18 protein-coding genes are annotated in these 16,714 nt (G+C 59.4%); 10 read left to right on the top strand and 8 right to left on the bottom strand.

What is annotated here, in order from left to right:
* Positions 1 to 138 precede the first annotated feature (138 nt).
* Positions 139 to 936 (top strand): formate/nitrite transporter family protein, encoded by a 798-nt coding sequence (locus ACY9XZ_RS15245; protein WP_463457872.1) that lies wholly within the window; start codon positions 139 to 141, stop codon positions 934 to 936.
* Between the two features lie 151 nt (positions 937 to 1,087).
* Positions 1,088 to 1,534, top strand: a complete 447-nt coding sequence (locus ACY9XZ_RS15240) for a DUF892 family protein (protein ID WP_463457871.1) — start codon at positions 1,088 to 1,090, stop codon at positions 1,532 to 1,534.
* 116 nt (positions 1,535 to 1,650) lie between these two features.
* On the opposite strand, the gene ACY9XZ_RS15235 is transcribed toward ACY9XZ_RS15240, so the two are convergent.
* Positions 1,651 to 2,331 carry a DUF2270 domain-containing protein gene (locus ACY9XZ_RS15235; RefSeq protein WP_463457870.1) on the bottom strand — a complete coding sequence of 227 codons (681 nt, stop codon included), beginning with the start codon at positions 2,329 to 2,331 and terminating at the stop codon, positions 1,651 to 1,653.
* Positions 2,332 to 3,156: 825 nt separating this feature from the next.
* On the opposite strand from ACY9XZ_RS15235, the gene ACY9XZ_RS15230 reads away from it, so the two are divergent.
* The gene (locus ACY9XZ_RS15230) at positions 3,157 to 3,519 is read left to right on the top strand and encodes a DUF5789 family protein (RefSeq protein ID WP_463457869.1); all 363 of its coding nucleotides are present in this window, start codon (positions 3,157 to 3,159) and stop codon (positions 3,517 to 3,519) included.
* Positions 3,520 to 3,714: 195 nt separating this feature from the next.
* Positions 3,715 to 4,962 (top strand): hypothetical protein, encoded by a 1,248-nt coding sequence (locus ACY9XZ_RS15225; protein ID WP_463457868.1) that lies wholly within the window; start codon positions 3,715 to 3,717, stop codon positions 4,960 to 4,962.
* Between the two features lie 148 nt (positions 4,963 to 5,110).
* Here ACY9XZ_RS15225 and ACY9XZ_RS15220 read toward each other — a convergent pair whose 3' ends face one another.
* Positions 5,111 to 5,260, bottom strand: coding sequence for a hypothetical protein (locus ACY9XZ_RS15220; protein WP_463457867.1), 150 nt, complete (start codon positions 5,258 to 5,260; stop codon positions 5,111 to 5,113).
* 480 nt (positions 5,261 to 5,740) lie between these two features.
* Here ACY9XZ_RS15220 and ACY9XZ_RS15215 point away from each other — a divergent pair, with 480 nt between their 5' ends.
* The 3 genes from ACY9XZ_RS15215 to ACY9XZ_RS15205 all read left to right on the top strand — a co-directional run bounded on the left by ACY9XZ_RS15215 (position 5,741) and on the right by ACY9XZ_RS15205 (position 7,565).
* Positions 5,741 to 6,397, top strand: a complete 657-nt coding sequence (locus tag ACY9XZ_RS15215; protein ID WP_463457866.1) for a helix-turn-helix domain-containing protein — start codon at positions 5,741 to 5,743, stop codon at positions 6,395 to 6,397.
* A gap of 72 nt (positions 6,398 to 6,469) precedes the next feature.
* Positions 6,470 to 7,183 carry a helix-turn-helix domain-containing protein gene (locus ACY9XZ_RS15210; RefSeq protein WP_463457865.1) on the top strand — a complete coding sequence of 238 codons (714 nt, stop codon included), beginning with the start codon at positions 6,470 to 6,472 and terminating at the stop codon, positions 7,181 to 7,183.
* 136 nt (positions 7,184 to 7,319) lie between these two features.
* Positions 7,320 to 7,565 carry a PRC-barrel domain containing protein gene (locus tag ACY9XZ_RS15205; RefSeq protein ID WP_463457864.1) on the top strand — a complete coding sequence of 82 codons (246 nt, stop codon included), beginning with the start codon at positions 7,320 to 7,322 and terminating at the stop codon, positions 7,563 to 7,565.
* A gap of 206 nt (positions 7,566 to 7,771) precedes the next feature.
* Here the strand turns inward: ACY9XZ_RS15205 and ACY9XZ_RS15200 are convergent, their stop codons facing one another.
* Together ACY9XZ_RS15200 and ACY9XZ_RS15195 are read right to left on the bottom strand one after the other, a co-directional pair.
* Positions 7,772 to 9,352 (bottom strand): acetolactate synthase large subunit, encoded by a 1,581-nt coding sequence (locus ACY9XZ_RS15200; RefSeq protein ID WP_463458099.1) that lies wholly within the window; start codon positions 9,350 to 9,352, stop codon positions 7,772 to 7,774.
* Entirely contained in the window at positions 9,352 to 10,713 is a 1,362-nt protein-coding gene (locus tag ACY9XZ_RS15195) for an NAD-dependent succinate-semialdehyde dehydrogenase (protein WP_463457863.1), read from the bottom strand. Before ACY9XZ_RS15195 ends, ACY9XZ_RS15200 begins: the two co-directional genes overlap by 1 nt.
* Before the next feature lie 181 nt (positions 10,714 to 10,894).
* Here ACY9XZ_RS15195 and ACY9XZ_RS15190 point away from each other — a divergent pair, with 181 nt between their 5' ends.
* Complete coding sequence (locus ACY9XZ_RS15190; RefSeq protein ID WP_463458098.1) at positions 10,895 to 11,449, top strand: metal-dependent hydrolase; 555 nt, start codon at positions 10,895 to 10,897, stop codon at positions 11,447 to 11,449.
* Positions 11,450 to 11,516: 67 nt separating this feature from the next.
* Here ACY9XZ_RS15190 and ACY9XZ_RS15185 read toward each other — a convergent pair whose 3' ends face one another.
* Positions 11,517 to 12,365 carry an alpha/beta fold hydrolase gene (locus tag ACY9XZ_RS15185; RefSeq protein WP_463457862.1) on the bottom strand — a complete coding sequence of 283 codons (849 nt, stop codon included), beginning with the start codon at positions 12,363 to 12,365 and terminating at the stop codon, positions 11,517 to 11,519.
* A gap of 140 nt (positions 12,366 to 12,505) precedes the next feature.
* Between ACY9XZ_RS15185 and ACY9XZ_RS15180 the strand changes: the two genes are divergently transcribed.
* Positions 12,506 to 12,724: a DUF1328 domain-containing protein gene (locus ACY9XZ_RS15180; protein ID WP_463457861.1), complete on the top strand. Its 219-nt coding sequence runs from the start codon at positions 12,506 to 12,508 to the stop codon at positions 12,722 to 12,724.
* A 211-nt stretch (positions 12,725 to 12,935) separates the two neighbouring features.
* Here ACY9XZ_RS15180 and ACY9XZ_RS15175 read toward each other — a convergent pair whose 3' ends face one another.
* The 3 genes from ACY9XZ_RS15175 to ACY9XZ_RS15165 form a co-directional block, all read right to left on the bottom strand.
* A complete protein-coding gene (locus ACY9XZ_RS15175) occupies positions 12,936 to 13,583 on the bottom strand; it encodes a PHP domain-containing protein (protein ID WP_463457860.1) in 648 nt (215 codons plus the stop codon).
* Between the two features lie 49 nt (positions 13,584 to 13,632).
* Positions 13,633 to 14,535 carry a diacylglycerol/lipid kinase family protein gene (locus ACY9XZ_RS15170; RefSeq protein ID WP_463457859.1) on the bottom strand — a complete coding sequence of 301 codons (903 nt, stop codon included), beginning with the start codon at positions 14,533 to 14,535 and terminating at the stop codon, positions 13,633 to 13,635.
* 414 nt (positions 14,536 to 14,949) lie between these two features.
* Positions 14,950 to 15,258 (bottom strand): DUF7130 family rubredoxin-like protein, encoded by a 309-nt coding sequence (locus ACY9XZ_RS15165; protein WP_463457858.1) that lies wholly within the window; start codon positions 15,256 to 15,258, stop codon positions 14,950 to 14,952.
* 536 nt (positions 15,259 to 15,794) lie between these two features.
* Between ACY9XZ_RS15165 and ACY9XZ_RS15160 the strand changes: the two genes are divergently transcribed.
* On the top strand, positions 15,795 to 16,157 hold the full coding sequence (locus ACY9XZ_RS15160) for a DUF5789 family protein (protein ID WP_463457857.1): 363 nt from the start codon (positions 15,795 to 15,797) through the stop codon (positions 16,155 to 16,157).
* The last annotated feature ends 557 nt before the right edge of the window (positions 16,158 to 16,714 follow it).

Raw genomic sequence — 16,714 nt, 5'->3', positions numbered from 1 at the left:
TCGTCGGCCCACTGCTCCGGACCAACGCCGTACCGGACGGACGAATGGGACCAGTAATGACGACGATGTCACTCGATGGTGTCCCAAGTCGCGGGGCCGACCTGCGCTTACGCATTGAGATACGTATGACACGTGAACATGGCAGATAGCCTGGCACCGGCTCCAGGGGAGATATTCGAGCGCGCAGTCGACGAGGGTAATCGACGGCTCGATCAATCGCTGCTCGAACTGATCTCGACCAGCTTTATCGCGGGATTCACCGTCATTTTCGGTATCGTTGCACTCGGTATCACCGAGGCACTAGTCGAACCACAGGGGCGGGAAATCGCCAAACTCGCAGGGGCGTTAGCCTTCGGCCCCGGTGTCGTATTTCTCGTCGTCGGTCGGGCGGAACTGTTCAATGAAAATTTCTTTGATCCGACCGCAGCGGCTGTAGACGATCCTGATACTTGGTCTGTCACCTCCCTCGTTCGGCTCTGGGTCGTCACACTCGTGTTCAACCTCTGCGGTGGTGCGCTGTTCGCCGGTATCTTTGCAGTCGAAGGCGTGTTACCGGACGGAGCAGGGACCGCGTTGCGTGTGTTTGCAGTCGAGAGTACGCATCACGGAGTGCCGACATGGTTCGCCAGTGGAGTTGCGGGCGGTGCGCTCGTGGCACTGCTATCACACATGCTGGTTGCGGTAGACCGAGTCGAGAGCCGGATAACGCTCGCGTACATCGTCGGGGCGCTGCTCGCAGTTGGCCCCTTCGATCATGTGGTCGTCACCGCGTTGCACGGTTTCATTGGTTTCCTGTTCGGAGCCGATCTCGACCCTATTGCGTTCGGGACCCTGCTGGTGGTCGTCACGGCCGGCAACTTCGTCGGGGGCCTCGGCCTTGTAACACTCACACATATAACCCAGGTGAGAAGTGAACGAAAATCCGACCGGTCGTGATTGCTCCCATGCTCCCTCAACGCTGGGTACACAACCGTCGAGCGTAACTGCTGTAACACTTCTTAATACTATATTACTAACTAGTATGGTAAGACATTCATTCATTACCATACATATTACTTTCCGAATACCGACACACAGGGGATACGCAATGAGTTCAGATCGAGTCATCGAACTGTTACAGAAGGGATACAGCGACGAGATAGAGACGGTAATGAACTATCAGACGAACGCTATCGTTCTCGATGGCGTTCGTGCTGAGGAGATCAAAGACAGTCTCGAAGAGGACATCCAAGAAGAGTTGACACACGCGAAGCAGCTCGGGCAGCGTCTCAAGCAGCTTGGTGGAGAACTACCCGCGTCGATGGATTTCACCGCCCGACAGGAGTCGTTGCAGCCACCGGCGGACTCGACGGACGTTCCCGCCGTTATCAACGGGGTTCTCGAAGCTGAGGAGGATGCGATAGCAACGTATCACGAACTGATCGCCGCCGCCGAAGCCGCTGGGGACCCCGTCACCGAAGACCTCGCTGTGACGATACTCACCGACGAAGAAGCCCATCGCAGCAAGTTTCAGGGATACCTGAAGGAGTATTAGACGGGCTGAAGAGCGGAATATCGATGGTGTGCTCCCTCGAGGTACCGGAACTCAGCTCGCAGGTATGTCCAATCGACTGCCGGTGACAACAGCCGGTTCAGTTGGCGTGTGAACCCCTACGGTTTCCAGTCGCCTTCCTTGTCGCGGTCGTACATCTCGCCAGTCGCTTTCCGCTCTCGGGGCCAGGCCATGATCGCAGCCGCCCCGAGATACGCAATGCCGACAACGCCGATCACTATCTCACCTGGGATGCCGACCACTCCGGCAGTCGCTATTGGCCCCGCGTCTGGGGAGAACACCGACAGCCGGACGGCCCATGCGACCAGCAACACCGTCTGGAGCGGTAGATAGATGCGACGGTACCGGCGCGCATACGCCTCGATGAAGGGAATCTTCAACGCGGGACGGCGGAGATCAGTCCCTAACTCGGATTGCCAGTCGTGGTGATCAGCGTGGTCATCGGGATGAATCGCCGCCGCAAACACGTCCCGTTCCAGTAAGCGGATCCGAGCACGCCACACGTCGAACCGCCGGTAGCGCTGTGTTTCGACGACATGGAACGTCATCACCGTCAACATCCCGATCAACAGGAGGTAATGAGGATTGTCCGGACTGGAGAACACCCACGTCAGCATGGCGGCGATGATTGTCACTGTCCAGTTCGTCGTCTGGTCGAGTCGCCCCCGCCAGGTCGTCGTCCGGTCTAGCTCACCCCGATAGAGTTCGGTGAGCGTCGGCGACACGTCGTCGATTGGTTTCTCAGCCGGTTCGTCGTCACTGTCGGACCGAGTTGCCATAGTTCCCGGACGAGTCCAGGAGGAAAGAGAGTTGGGGTGATGGCGGCCGATATTTGGCCCTCTTATGTCGTCTATTGGGTTTGTAGCCGCTCAACTATCGATAAAACTGGACTGCAAGCGCGGCCCCTGTGCGTCAGGAGACGGCCGAGGTTCTGCAAGATGTATCCGATGACATCGGACTCGATGAACTGGCCCGGCGTGTGGCGAACCGTCACGCGGTCTCCTTTTCGGAGCGTACGACTGGACGAGAGAACCGTGTCACGGTGCTAACGGTAATACTGACTGCAAGACACGCTCGTCGTCTCTCACTACGTACTGTATCCTCGGCAGATTGCTATGCCGACTCAACGAAGCCGTCTGACGAGTCGAAGCAGTACTGAGACTGCAACTCCGATACCCGGGACACGCTTGGAGAGTGCCGCCGAGGCGATTAGCAGGAGCCCACTCGTCGGCCGACCACGAGAAAATGCGACCGCCGCATCTACCAGTGTGGAAACGATTCCGAGCCGTGAAAGCGCACCTGACGTTCCGAGTGTCCGTTCCATCGTTCTGGCCGACGCGGCCACGGAATAAGTAGCTACGCCCTATCAAATTAGAACGACCGGACAGATTGCTCGGTCATCTAGTGATACAGACCGCTGCACAGTTCTACTACGGTGATGCCCATTGACAGTACAGCACCAGAGATGGACCTCCCTCGTCCAGAAAGCCGGCGTATCGGACCGGTCCTCGCCTGTGAGATCCGCCCCAATGGTCTTTGATTCGAAGTCTCGCCAGAAGCTGTAGATGCACAATCTCTTTCCCGCTGGTCGCTAAAGGGGGTGTATGGGGAACGACAAATCCAGTAGCGGTGAGACAGGCGACTCCAGGGAATTGGGTGTCGACTTCGGCCGTCTCGCCGACGAACTGTCGTCTGAATCGTATCCTGTCGAGCGGGAGACCCTGCTTTCGAAGTACGGAGACTACGAGATAGAGACGAGCAGCGGGTCACAGGAGTTGCAATCGATACTCGGCGGTCAAGAGGCAGAGACTGACAGCCACGAGTACGAATCAGCGGACGCAGTGCAACAAGCCGTGCTCAACATGGTCGGATCCAGCGCTGTCGGGCGAGAGGAATATTCGGACCGCGGCGGATCAAGCCGAGAGCAGGGCGACGAGGAAGAAACCCATGACGAACAGTCCCTCTGAGGAATCGAATCACGATGGAGACTCGCGATTCCATGGAACACGTCCACCGACCGCGACTAGCTGACCGCATCGACTGAGTATCTGTCACCCGGAGTTCGGTCGTGGTAGAATGCGTAAGGCCGGCATGCGCCCGCCGGTAAGTGACGAGGGCGAGTGCCTGACGAGTAGAAAACGGAGCAAAAGCCGAGAACAAAGATGGATGAGAAACTGCCGGAGACCACGCCCGGGACCACACTCGCGTCGGCAGGGACCAGTGACCACGACGACCGGCAAGTGAATGTCGGGGTGCTAGTCGCCCCCTCACCGCGGACAGATCGGCACGAACTGTACGAGTTCGCACGTCAGATGGTCGAAGACGCTACTGCAGAACTCCACGCTGCGACAGACATCGCCTGGCAGTTCGTGGCCGAGGAGTCCATCCACCTCTCCGATAACGCCGCACGTCGTCCGTCACAGTTCCTTGACGAAGCAATGGACCGCATCGTTGAGGGGCCGTACGACATCATCGTAGTCGCGACCGATGTCTCGTTGCTCTCGCGGACCCGTCGGTCGGTTCCGGGGTTGGCATCGACTGTGAGCCGGGTCGTGGTCGTTTCGACGTACAAACTCGTGACCGGTCCACGCGAGGAACCGGTCCGGTCGTTGGACGCACCAGCCGTCCGCTGGAACGCGGGGGCGCTCTTGTTGCACCTCCTAGGGCACGTCCTCGGTGCGGGACACGGCGAGGCCGACGGCGGTGTGATGGAACCGTTCGAGTTCGACCGAACGCGGCGCGACACGCCGAACTTCGACGCGGATACAGAAGCCTATCTCCACCGTATCGCACGGGAGATTCCGGAAACGGGATCGAGTCGCGGACGGCTCGGTCGCCTCGCCTTCCATGCTCGCAGCGCTGTGCGGAATCCCGGACAAATCATCGCTTCGCTCCGGAACAGTCAGCCATTCAGGTTCCCGCTGTCCCTCCCGAAGCTGTCGACAACCGCCCTCACGCCGACGCTGATAATCATCTTCAGCGCGGAGTCGTGGGACGTCGCACTCCATCTTTCGAATGCGACTGCGACGCTGTTCGCCGTCGTGAGTGTTCTCGCCGCTGCAGTGCACCTGATGTTCGTCCAGAACCTCTTTTTTCCGCGACGTCAGCAGCAAGCTATCACCGAACACATGGCTCTCATGAACGTAATCGTGTTCGCAAACCTCGTCGCGGCGATGATCGGCCTGTTCACACTCGTCGCAACGGTGATGCTCGTCATCGAGTTCGTCGTCTTTCCCCCGCAGTTGATGGCCGATTGGCCGAGTCTCGAGGACCCGACGGTCAGTGTGGTAGACCGGATTCGCACGGCAGCGTTTATCAGTACTCTCGGGATGCTCTCAGGTGCCCTTGCCGGCGGCCTGGAGAACCGGGCGATACTTCGTCACCTCGCGCTGTTCCACAAGGAACCGTAGCCACGTCAGCCGAGCGGCAACTCGATGGTTCCGGCCGCGATAGCTCAAATGATGGATACAACCTCTTAAATCCGTTGAAGCTCTCAATAATTGAACCATCTCGCACCAGTATCGGTCACTACAGGGTAACAACTGATCACTGACTGGATTAGAAGAGCCGTCGAGTGACGAAGATGAAGATGCCGACGATGAGGAGACCGATGCCCCAATAGACGGACGGATACGGCAGATACGCAAGTAGAAGCGTTACTATGCCGGAAGTGATGAGCGACCACCCTATTGTCGTTCGAATTGCCATATCCATCAATCGGCACCGACCAATATGGTTAGTCACCTGTTTTGGTCAGTATGCCGACCTACTGAGCGGATGTTGCACGCTCCTTTATCGCTGAACGATAGGATATCAACGGAGCCAGATCTTATTAAACAACTAATTCTCAGAGTGCATGATAAGACTCGACTATCGAGACATCGGCTTCCATTTTATTTCAGATGGCCCGCCTGAAGTGGTGTTGGTGACTTACTAATCCCGAGAGTTGAGCTGGCTTAACAATAGTACCCTTGTTATTTCAAATTGTGTTATCACTTACCATGGAATATGGGCGGACTACTCGTACATGCGACCTACGACGGAAGCTGCTGAACTCCGCGATCTACCCACTGCCAGTGCCGAATGGACTATGAAGCTAGTAACCCCGAATTTCGCTGGAGTAGCCAACTCTTCGACAGCTTGGTCACTCTATACTATTATGGGTGGCAACAAAACCTCAAGTACCAGATGGCCACTATCGTGAAAGCGACCGTTCCGGCCGAGCAGTTTGCGCTATCCGAGACGTTTGAAGTTGTTCCCGATGTCGAATTCGATGCTGCCAGACTGGCTACACACGGCACTGATCGAGTTGTCCCCTTGCTCTGGGCCACGAACGCCGACACCGATTCCGTACTTGCGGCGATTATGACGGATGAAACGACACGGGAAGCACGAGTCATCACCAGTCGGAATCGACACACGTTGTTCCGAATGGAGTGGACTGAGCAGGTCCGGTTTCTCACCCACGTGCTGATTGAGGAGAACGGTGCTGTCGTCAGTGCTCAAGGCAGCAGTGAGGGATGGACGTTCCGCATCCTGTTCCCATCACGGGACGCGGTTTCCGCGACGTGTGAAGCGTGCACGGAGTATGATATCGACATTGAGCGAATCGCTGCACTGGAAGACGCACCGTCTCTAGATGGGTCCCGACTCACCGACGACCAGTTCAGGACGATGAAAAAAGCTGTCGACAAGGGTTACTACGAGGTCCCTCGGCGCACGAACCTACAGAAACTGGCCTCGGAGTTCGCTGTCTCCCACCAGGCCCTCTCGGAGCGATTGCATCGGGGCCACCGCGCTCTCATCAAGTCAGCCATCCAACCGGTAGCGGGAACGGAGCTGTGAGCGGCACCAGGCCAGGTCAATCAATACACATAGGCTAGCCATGTATCCGATGCCAGGCGGAACTAGCGGACAATGAGTGCTATTGTCGAAGCGACCGTCCCCGCGGACCAGTTTGCTCTCGGGCGGACGTTCTCCCGAGAGCCGGACGCGGAGTTTCGCACTGTCCGTCTCGTGGCACACCGGCCCAAACACGTCATGCCGTTTCTGTGGGCTGATCACGCCGAGACGGACCGGCTCACCGCGACTGTCAAGCGTGACGACAGCGTCCGTGCCGTCGACCGACTCTCTGAGGTCGATGGGGCGTGTTTGCTCCGGATCGAGTGGGGTGCGCGCACCCAAGCTTTAGTGTCGGCCCTCGAAGAAGTGAACGCCTCAGTTCTGGACGCGTCAGGTTACGACGGCTCGTGGCAGTTGCAATTGTTCTTTCCGGACCACGGCCGGGATACAGCCATTCACGAAATCGCGGACTCTCTCGGTGCTGACCTCTCGATCAACCGTATCAATTGTCTCGCTGAATCCCCCATGTACGGCTCCCTCGGGCTCACTGAACGGCAGTACGAGACGGTGGTGTCAGCATACGACGCGGGCTATTACGACATTCCGCGCACGGTTAGCCTAACAGAACTCGCTGAAGACTTCGACGTTACGCACCAAGCGCTCTCCGAGCGGTTACGCCGGGCCCACGGGACGGTCATTACAAACGAACTGTATCACAGCGTCGACCAGTGTGCGTCTGCCGTCCCCCCCAGGTGTGCGGCGAAGACGATATCTGACGTGCATCAGTAACCGAAGCGCGGTCGACCTAATTCCCTACTGTTACAACGGCTATGGCCTGAAATTCAGGAACTGATCAGCACACGCCACCAGTCGCTTGCACCTGCAGGCCCCAGAACAATATACGTTGCACCCCTATCACTGATTGATGCAGTCTAATCCGACCTTCACAGAGTCCGACGAGGGGAAGAGTGTCGTTAACGAGAACGGTATGACCATCGGTCGGGTGATCGAAGTCGAAGGCAAACACGCCTACGTCGACCCCGATCCGAGCCTGGCCGACTCGATCATGTCGAAACTGGGCTGGGGGAGCCGGGATGAGGATAGTTACCTGCTTGAAACAGACAGCGTTAGTTCCATCACCGACGACGAAGTCCGACTGAGCGCTCTGTAGAACCGCCTCGGACAGACTGGGCGTTCTCTACTCACCAGTACTTTCGGATTTTGCCCTAAATTTGGGACACCCGACAGGGTCGCTACCGAGCAGTGTTCTGAGATCGATGTCATTAACGAACTCTAACAGGCGTGGATTGTAAACGGAGAGCAGGTCTGTGGGCATCTGGTCACGAAGTATTGCCTCGCTGGGCAGTTCCGTCGCCTTCAGACGACGGGAACCTCAATAAGTGACATCTCGTCCCCGGCAGCTGCTTCGAGAACCGTCCGGAGTTCCGAGGCGGAGTCCGGTCGATACCCCTCGATACCGAAGCTCTCGGCGAAAGCCACGAAGTCCGGGTTAGTCAGCCCGGTCCCGAATGATTCGCCAGTATGGGCCGTCTGCTTTTCCGATATAAGGCCGTAGTCGTCGTCAGTAAACAGCACAATCGTGAACGAACAGCCCTCGCGGGTCGCCGTCTCGATTTCGGCGGCGTTCATCAGGAATCCCCCGTCGCCGGTCGCCGCAACGACGTTCGCGTCGACTGCGAGGTCAGCCGCGAGTGCGCCCGGAACAGCGATCCCCATCGAGGCGAACCCGTTCGAAATGATGCAGGTGTTGGGTTCGTACGTCGGGAAGTTGGCCGCGATGGCCATCTTGTGGCTGCCGACGTCCGAGACGAGAACGTCCTCTGGAGCCATCACCGCACGCAGAATAGGCAACACCGACCGGACAGTAAACGGCGGGCCATCGGCTGGATCGCTGTCCACGTCAGCGACGATCTGTTCGCGATAATCCCGATACCACGAGGAGTCGAACGACGTGTCCGTTTCCCGGACCCAGTGGAGGAGGCGCTCGAAGGTCCGCTCGATGTCTGCGACGACTTCGAAGTCGGGATCGTACGCCTCGTACACCTCTGCGGGTTCGGTGTCGATGTGGACCAGCGGCGTGTCTCCCTCGTGCCAACTGCTGGGGTCGTGTTCGGCGATGTCGTAGCCGACGGTGATAACGAGATCGGACTCCTTGATCGCCGTACTCGGTTCGTCGTTCGACCCCGACCCGAGCGTCATCAGGGAGCGCTCGTCGGCGTCGGACACTGCTCCCTTCCCCATGTAGGTCGACACCACGGGGATGTCCGTCGAATCGACGAACGCCCGGAGCTGTGTCGCGGCGTGCGTACGGACGGCACCGTTTCCAGCGATGAGTATCGGCCGGCGCGCATCCCGGAGCGCTGTTTTCACTCGGCCGAGCGTGTCGGGATTGGGTGCGGCAAACGGGACCCGATCCCCGGGGTCCATCGGACGGGTCGCAGTCTCCGCCCCGGCCACGTCCTCGGGGAGTTCGAGGTGGGTCGCACCGGGTTTCTCGTACTGCGCGACTTTGAACGCTTTCCGAACCGACTCGTGAACGATGTCAGGGCTGTCGAGCTGGGTGTTCCACTTGGTCACGGCGCTGAACGTCCCGAGGACATCGATTGCCTGATGGCTCTCCTGGTGGAGCCGTTCGAGGCCGCCCTGTGCGGTTATCGCGACCAGCGGGCTCTTGTCGAGGTGCGCGTCGGCCACCCCGGTCAGGAGGTTCGTCGCGCCCGGGCCTAGCGTGGCGAGGCAGACCCCCGCGTTCCCGGTGAGTCTTCCGTGGACATCGGCCATGAACGCCGCCCCCTGTTCGTGACGGGTGGGAACGAACGTCACTGCCGAATCGCGTAGCGAGAACAGCAGATCCTCCATCTCCTCGCCCGGTAATCCGAAGACGTGATCGACACCCTCTCGTTCGAGACAGGTGACAAGAAGGTCGGAGACCTTCATCATTCTACCCACACCGTCTTGCGGTTCACGAACTCGCGGATACCGGCCCCGGCGAGTTCACGGCCATACCCCGAGTCACCGATGCCGCCGAACGGGACTCGCGGATCGGACTTGACGAGCTGGTTGACGTAGACACAGCCAGCGTCGATCCGGCTGGCGACGCGTTCGCCCCGGTCGCGGTCGTCAGTCCAGACGCTGGCACCCAGGCCGAACTCGGTGTCGTTTGCGAGTTCGACCGCGCTCGTTTCGTCGCTGACCTCGTACACCGCAGCGACGGGACCGAACGTCTCCTCGCTGTCGACCGGACAGCCGTCCGGAACGTCCGTCAGTATCGTCGGCGGGTAGAACGCGCCGTCGCGGTCGAGCGGTTCACCCCCAGTAACGAGCGTGGCGCCCGCGTCGACGCTGGCTGTGACCTGCTCGTGGAGGTCCGACAGCAATGCCGGACTCGCCTGCGGTCCGAGGTCTGAGTCCTCATTCATCGGGTCACCCACGACGAGCGACTCGAACTCGTCGACGAAGCGGTCGAGAAATTCGTCGTAAACGTCCGTATGGACGACGAAGCGCTTGGCCGCGATACAGGACTGGCCGCCGTTCTGGTTCCGTGCCCAGGCACCGGTTTCGGCCGCGGCGGCCACATCGGCGTCGTCGAGGACGACAAACGGGTCGCTGCCGCCGAGTTCGAGGACTGTCTTCTTGAGGTGCTCGCCGGCTGTGGCGGCGACCGCTCGACCCGCTGGCCCGCTTCCGGTCACTGTCGCCGCCCGAACGCGGTTGTCGGCGAGGACGGACTCGACACGGTCAGAGGGGATCAGCAACGACTGGAACGCGCCCTCGGGATAGCCTGCCTCACGAAATACCTCCTCGATGGCGAGAGCGCATCCCGGCACGTTAGACGCGTGTTTGAGCAATCCCACGTTGCCGGCCACCAGCGACGGCGCGGCGAACCGGAACACCTGCCAGAACGGGAAGTTCCAGGGCATGACTGCAAGCACCGGGCCGAGCGGCTCGTACACCGTCTTTGCGTCCGAACCTGGCGGACTGGGGTGGTGGTCGGCCCCCAGATACGCGCTCGCGTGTTCGGCGTAGTGGTCACAGCACCGCGCACACTTCTCTATTTCCGCGGCCGCCTGCGTGACCGGCTTCCCCATCTCCCGGGTCATCGTCTCGGCGTACTCCCGCTTGTTATCCCGGAGGACCTCGGCTGCGGATTCGAGGAGCCGTTCACGATCGCCCATCGGTCGCTCGCGCCAATCCTCAGAGGCTCTGCTGGCCAGTTCGAGGGCGTCGTCGACTTCCCGTTCGGTGTGTTCCTCGTAGGAATCGAGTTGCTCACCAGTCGCGGGATCGGTAGCGTCCATGATCCCGATACAGTACAACGACCTATAGTTAGGAGCAGAGTATTCGATCTGCCGGTGAGGACGGCGCTACCGAAACCCGTAGGGGCCAGATCTGCTTCCATGAATCCGTGCCGATTAAATAGCACCCGTCTGAACAGACAGACAGAATGATAGTTAGCGACCCCTCTCCGGGAGAAGGACAATTGTAGACATATCCGGTCATATCGCGTTCGGCCTGTTGTTCGCACTCCCGGCATGGTTCCGATGGGATGACAGACGCAGCGTCGGCTTCGTCGCCCTCGCCGTCGTCGCGTCGTTGATCCCCGATTTCGATCTGTGGCTGGTTGCGGCGTTCCCGAACGAGATCCATCACCACGGGGTGACACATACGGTTGTGTTCGTCCTGGGGACGAGCCTGGTCGGTGCAGCGCTAGTGACCGGTGTGTTTTCGGATCGGATCGACGAGTGGGTCGAAACTGAACGGTTCGAACCCAGTCAGGTGTTTTCGCTCGTGTTCTTCGCACTCTTCGCTGGTGGCCTGAGCCACGTTTTCGCCGACATGCTCTCGGCACCCGATATCTCTACGCCGATCGAACCGCTGTGGCCCCTTGTCGACGGGTCCTGGGGTATCGATGTCGTCTGGTACAACGCCTGGTGGATAAACTTCGGCTTCCTCGCGGCGATGGTGGTCGCACATATCGTCGCGGCGTACACGATGACGCCACCGGAGCGCCGCCATCTGCTAAAGCCGTTTTGAGACGGAACGGCCGAATCAATAGCGGGTGGGAAGCGACCGCTTGCGGAATCCGCCGTTCCGACACCCGTCAGTTGACCTCTGCTCTCCCGACTGGCGGTGCTAATCCGTCGAAAAACGTCGAACAAGCGTCGTTGAACGCCCCCGACTGGTCTTGGTTGACGAGGTGTCCGGAGTCCGGAATGGATTGAGCGGTCCCAGTCTGGACAGTTCGCGCGATTCGCTCGCCCTGTCGTTTGACGAGCGGTATCTCTTCGTCGCCGTACAGGACGAGCGTCGGCGTCGAAACGTGTGAGAGCGTCGGGGCCACGCGTTCGTAGAGCGCTGCAAATATCTTCTGGAACTCGGTTGCGGAAATCGATTCGACGGCGTCCATCGATTGCTTGCGGACCGTTTCGTCGAGCGAGAGCCAGTGGCCGCCGTTCGTCATCCGAATCGAGTCCAGCAGCGTCTTGAACGTCAATTTCGGCCCGACGGCAGTGAGAGTCCCCGAAAGCAGCGGGAGCGGTGAGAACAACTGCTTCGTTCCACGGGGCAGGGTGATCGGCGGCATCGTTTGCAGCGGTCCCCCGATGACCGCGCCGCGCGCCCGATCCGGATATCGGTCGAGATAGGTCTGCACCACCATCCCACCGGCGGAGATCCCGGCTAAAATCGGGTGCTCAACGTTCAGCGTCGAGATCAGTGCGTCGAGATCGTCCGCGAACAGATCCATAGAGTACCGTCGCGACTCGGTCGAGCCGGTCCGCCCGTGACCTCGAAGGTCGACCGTTATAACCCTGTACTCGTCCGCGAAGTGATCGACCTGTGACTGCCAGGACCGGTGATCCTGCCAGCCCCCGTGGAGGCAAATAAGCGGCGGCCCGGTTCCGGTCTCTTCGTACCAGAGGGAGCCGTCTTCGATCTGTACTGTTGGCATCGAGTGTGATTCGTGTCGCCCAACGGATAAGCCTTCGACCTGGATTGACAGGGGCCCGGCGAGAAACTCCTTTGTCCCTCGAACTGCCAACGAGGGTGAAAGTGGCGGGGAATGATATGCCTTCGTCTTGAACAGCAGGTATGGCACTCGCACAGGCAGCCACGGAAAGCGTGCTCACAGTACAGAACGTATTCCTACAGTTTAGCGGTGACCTCATCGGTCTCGCGGTACTGTTCTTGGTTCTCGCGCTCATCGCGGGAGTCCTGGGCGCGAGCGGCGTCGCCGGGCTCAGTATGGATATCGCGAAGTGGCTCGTCATCATCTTCGTCGTGCTGGCTGTCGTCAGCTTCCTGTTCTGATCCGACAGGAAGTGTCTACGGAGCTGGCTCGGTATCGAAGCAGCGGACGAAACGTTGGACCTCCGGTCGCGCGCTCGGGGACGACCGGGTAGGTATCCGAACGAACTGACGAGAGCGATACCAAGCCGCCACCGGAGTCACTTTCCGGTCTTGATGATCGGGCGGTTAGTATTGCGACCCAAGCCGGTGGGCGGCACAGACAACGCGACGCTCACCGATACCGGTGTATGTACCCATACCCCGCCTGAAGCGTCTTATCGAGGGGGGTACTTCGAAGGTCCGGGTCGACACGGCCAGCTTTGATGGCCGCGACCACGGTTTCGGGAGTTAGCTGTGAGGCCTCGATTCGAGTGAACGCGCGGCCGACTTCGAACGGATAGTGTGCGTCGCTCCCGCCGACAACAGGAAGCGACAGCGTCGCCGCGAGGTCCCGCACACGCTCAATATCCTCCGGATGCTTGCCGTTCACTTCGACGGCGTCGAAATCCGCGCCGCTCTCGCGGACAGCACTCCGGCGGAACGGATGGGCGATGATCGCAGCGCACCCGCGTTCGTGTGCCAGCGAGACGACGTCCGTCGGGGTAAGCTCACCCGGGGAGGTCCGCCGCGGCGGATCGGGACCGACGACCAGTACGTGACCCGCTGTCGTCGAGATCTCGATACCGGGGACGAACAGCGTCTGGGACGCCCCGCTCTCGAACCCGGGCGAGTAGTCGTGATTGGTCAGCGCCACACCGTCCAGGTCGTGCCATCGGCTGAAGAGTCCCAGGAGTCGCGCTCCGAGCGGATCGTAGGCGGTCGGCCTGCTCTCGAACCCGTGGAAGAAGCGCGTGTGCGTGTGGAGATCTACGGTGTACATGTACACTGTCGCGTTCGACGAGCAGTTGTATCCGACCGTTCTGTCGGATTCATTCCGGGTCCTGATCGTATCCGTCGCCCACTGCAACGGACAACGCAGTTGGACGAACACCGAGTGCGATCTCTCGGTGGCGGATGATCTCTCCGTCCAAACTGAACCTGATGGCCGATGGATCGTGGTTCGTAATCGTGAGTGCAGACGCCTTCGACCGGATGATATGCTCCGAGTCATTGCCGAGGAGACGTTCGGTGATCCGGTCGCTCATCAAATCCACTGCCGAGACGTCTTTGATCACCACGATATCGAGCAGGCCGTCTTCCATATCGGCCTGCTCACCCCCCGACGTGGTAAACCGCCGGCCGTTGCCGACGAGTACACAGATGGCGTCGCCGGCCCACGCTGGCGTCTGGTCCCCGTCGCCGGGGTCGATAGTAAGCCGGAGCGACTCGAAGTCGGACATCGACCGGAGGGCAGTGACGACGTACGCCAGGACCCCCAGTCGGTCCTTCATTGCGGGGGACGTTTCACCGCTGGATTCGGCGGTCAGTCCCGCGACACAGGAGTTGACGAAGGGTCGGTCACTGGCCCGCCCGAGATCGATCCGCCGCCGATCGCCGGCCACCAAGACCTCGAACGCCGTTTCGAGATCGGTGATCCCCAGCTGTTGTGCGAAGTTGTTTCCGGTCCCGAGTGGGAGAATCCCGAGCGTCACGTCGTCGAGTGCGCCCGCCTGGTCGATCCCCCGGACCACTTCGTTGACAGTCCCGTCACCGCCGGCTGCGACGACAGTGTCGTATCCCGCCTCGGTAGCCGCTTCCGCCATCGAAATCGCGTCGCCCGCTTCTTCGGTCTCTTTGATCTCGTACTCGTGTGCCGCCACCCGGTCCCGGACGGTGTCACCGTGATCACCGCTCCCGCTCCGAGGATTGTAAACCACGACTGTCCCGGCCATCCTCAAATCGCTCCTCTCGTGGCCGTACTGTGTAACGGTTGGAAGTCGGTATCGTGTCCATCACTGTCTGCTACGGTTCGACACATACCAACAGACAAAGTGTGATAGCTATTTTGTTAAGAGTCAAAAAATGTCGGCTCGCAGTTCTGTAGTGGCCTCAACCGAAGATAATATCAGCTTACTGTCATTGCGGTGGTCGGATGGAATCAGCGGCCGAGGGATGCCCCCGCCCAATTGAAAACCTAATCGCTGTGGGATGCCCATGTGACGGTGTCGAGTCTCCTAATCGAGGCGCAAGCAGCTCATCGAGCGTGCGTCGCGCAATCCGGGTTCCGCCCGTTGACTCACGACCAGTCTGTACCTCTCAAACACGCGAGGGCGTTACCGACTGCTGAGTATCCGAACAGCACTTCATCAGTCCTCGCGGACTTCGGAGAGCGCTTCCCTGGGAGCGTCACAACTCGGGCAGGCGGCAGGGATGCTGTCGTCGAGTTCGCCCATCTCTCCGCACTCCTCACACTGCCACATCAGATAGCCTTCACCGAACTCCTTCCCGGGGATCTCCTCTTGATCGACGCCGTCGCGGGCGTCTGTTTCGATCGTTTCGACCTCGAACCCGTCGGTAGTGACGCCGCTGACGCGTCCCACTAGTTCTCCGGCTTTCGTGTAGACGTATTCGCCCGGTTCGAGAGATTCATCGGCGGTCGATAGGTCACCATCCATGTCTAACTAGTTATCCGTATAACATATCAAACTATCGGCTGTAATTATCTTGCAACGATTTACATTCGAAAACATACACGCACTCGTAGTTGGTACTGGGTGCTGCACGGGCGAACAACCAACGTTCCATTTCTCCAGGGATACCACGGTGAGACGCTGTAGTAGCGAGAACGATCGTACGTTCACTACCGGGGACGCCCGCTACGCGATACAGCTATCATGACGGTCTAGCGCAGGCACCGATCCGGTATTGCCGGGATCCTCCAGGATGCTTTCTGCTCCCCGAATGGATCACCCACTCACTGAAGCGATCCTGCTAACGGTCCCGGCGTGCTTTTCGGCTCGACCGATGAGACTCTCGTAGTCACTCGCCGGTAGGCATACACAACATCGCCGGATCCGCTCATATCGTCGGTAGAGTGATGTAGCAATGGGTTTCCGACCAAGAGACCTCGACATGGGAGTCCTCGGCGCATGCCATCACCGGAACTTGTAGCTCCCGTAACATTCTTCGGGCTGGTCCCTGAAGAGAGTACATGGCAAACGATCAGTCCAATAGTAGTGAGACGGACGACTCACGGGAAATGGGCCTCGACTTCGGTTCCCTCGACGACGAACTGGCGGCCGAAACGTATCCTATTGAGCGGGAGACGCTACTCTCTGAGTACGGTGACTATGAAATAGAGACCGCTAGCGGCTCACAGTCGCTACGGTCGATTTTGGGGGGCCAAGAGGTGGAGACCGACAGTCACGAGTACGATTCCGCGGATGCGGTCCGTCAGGCCGTGCTCAACATGGTGGGATCCGGTGCGGTCGGCCGAGAGGAGTATTCCGACCGCGGCGGAACGAACCGGGATCAGGGCGACGAGGGGGAAACCCAGGACGAGCAGTCGCTTTGAGACCGGTCGGCGACGCTGTGCTGATTTGGCACTGACCGCGTACGGCACTGCTGTCAACACGTCCTTTTGTGGTGACCAGACACTCTGGTGAGGAACTCTCCGAATCACCCACTATTGTTACCCCGCCCGCAGTCCCTCCTGAGTGGTACTGACATCTTAGAGACCGGTAGTTCACAGAGTTATGGTTGCGAAAGTCTCCGCGACGGCGGCGGCTTATACAGTCGATACAATCCCTTATCAGTGGATTAATCGCCAGATATGCTGAGACAGGGTAGTAGTCACCTATGTCCGGGGCATTCCATGTATGAGTTTGAATCCCACGTCCGCAGCGGCCTCTGACGCGGTTGGTCTCCGAATATGGGGGGAGCTAAACAATAGTACGCTTGTTACTTCGGTTTTTGCTGGGGCTTACTTTAGAATATGGTTGGGGTAACAAGCCCCCCCGCTACATGGTGGACTCGATTTTTGGTCCATAGAGACTCTCACCATGACAATCTGCGATTCAGCCCACGGCAACAGGGCGAATCCGCCACAGACGGCGACGGACGTATTTAGTC

Source organism: Haloarcula sp. HT12 (assembly GCF_055271655.1).
This window is presented reverse-complemented; position numbering and strand designations above follow the sequence as displayed.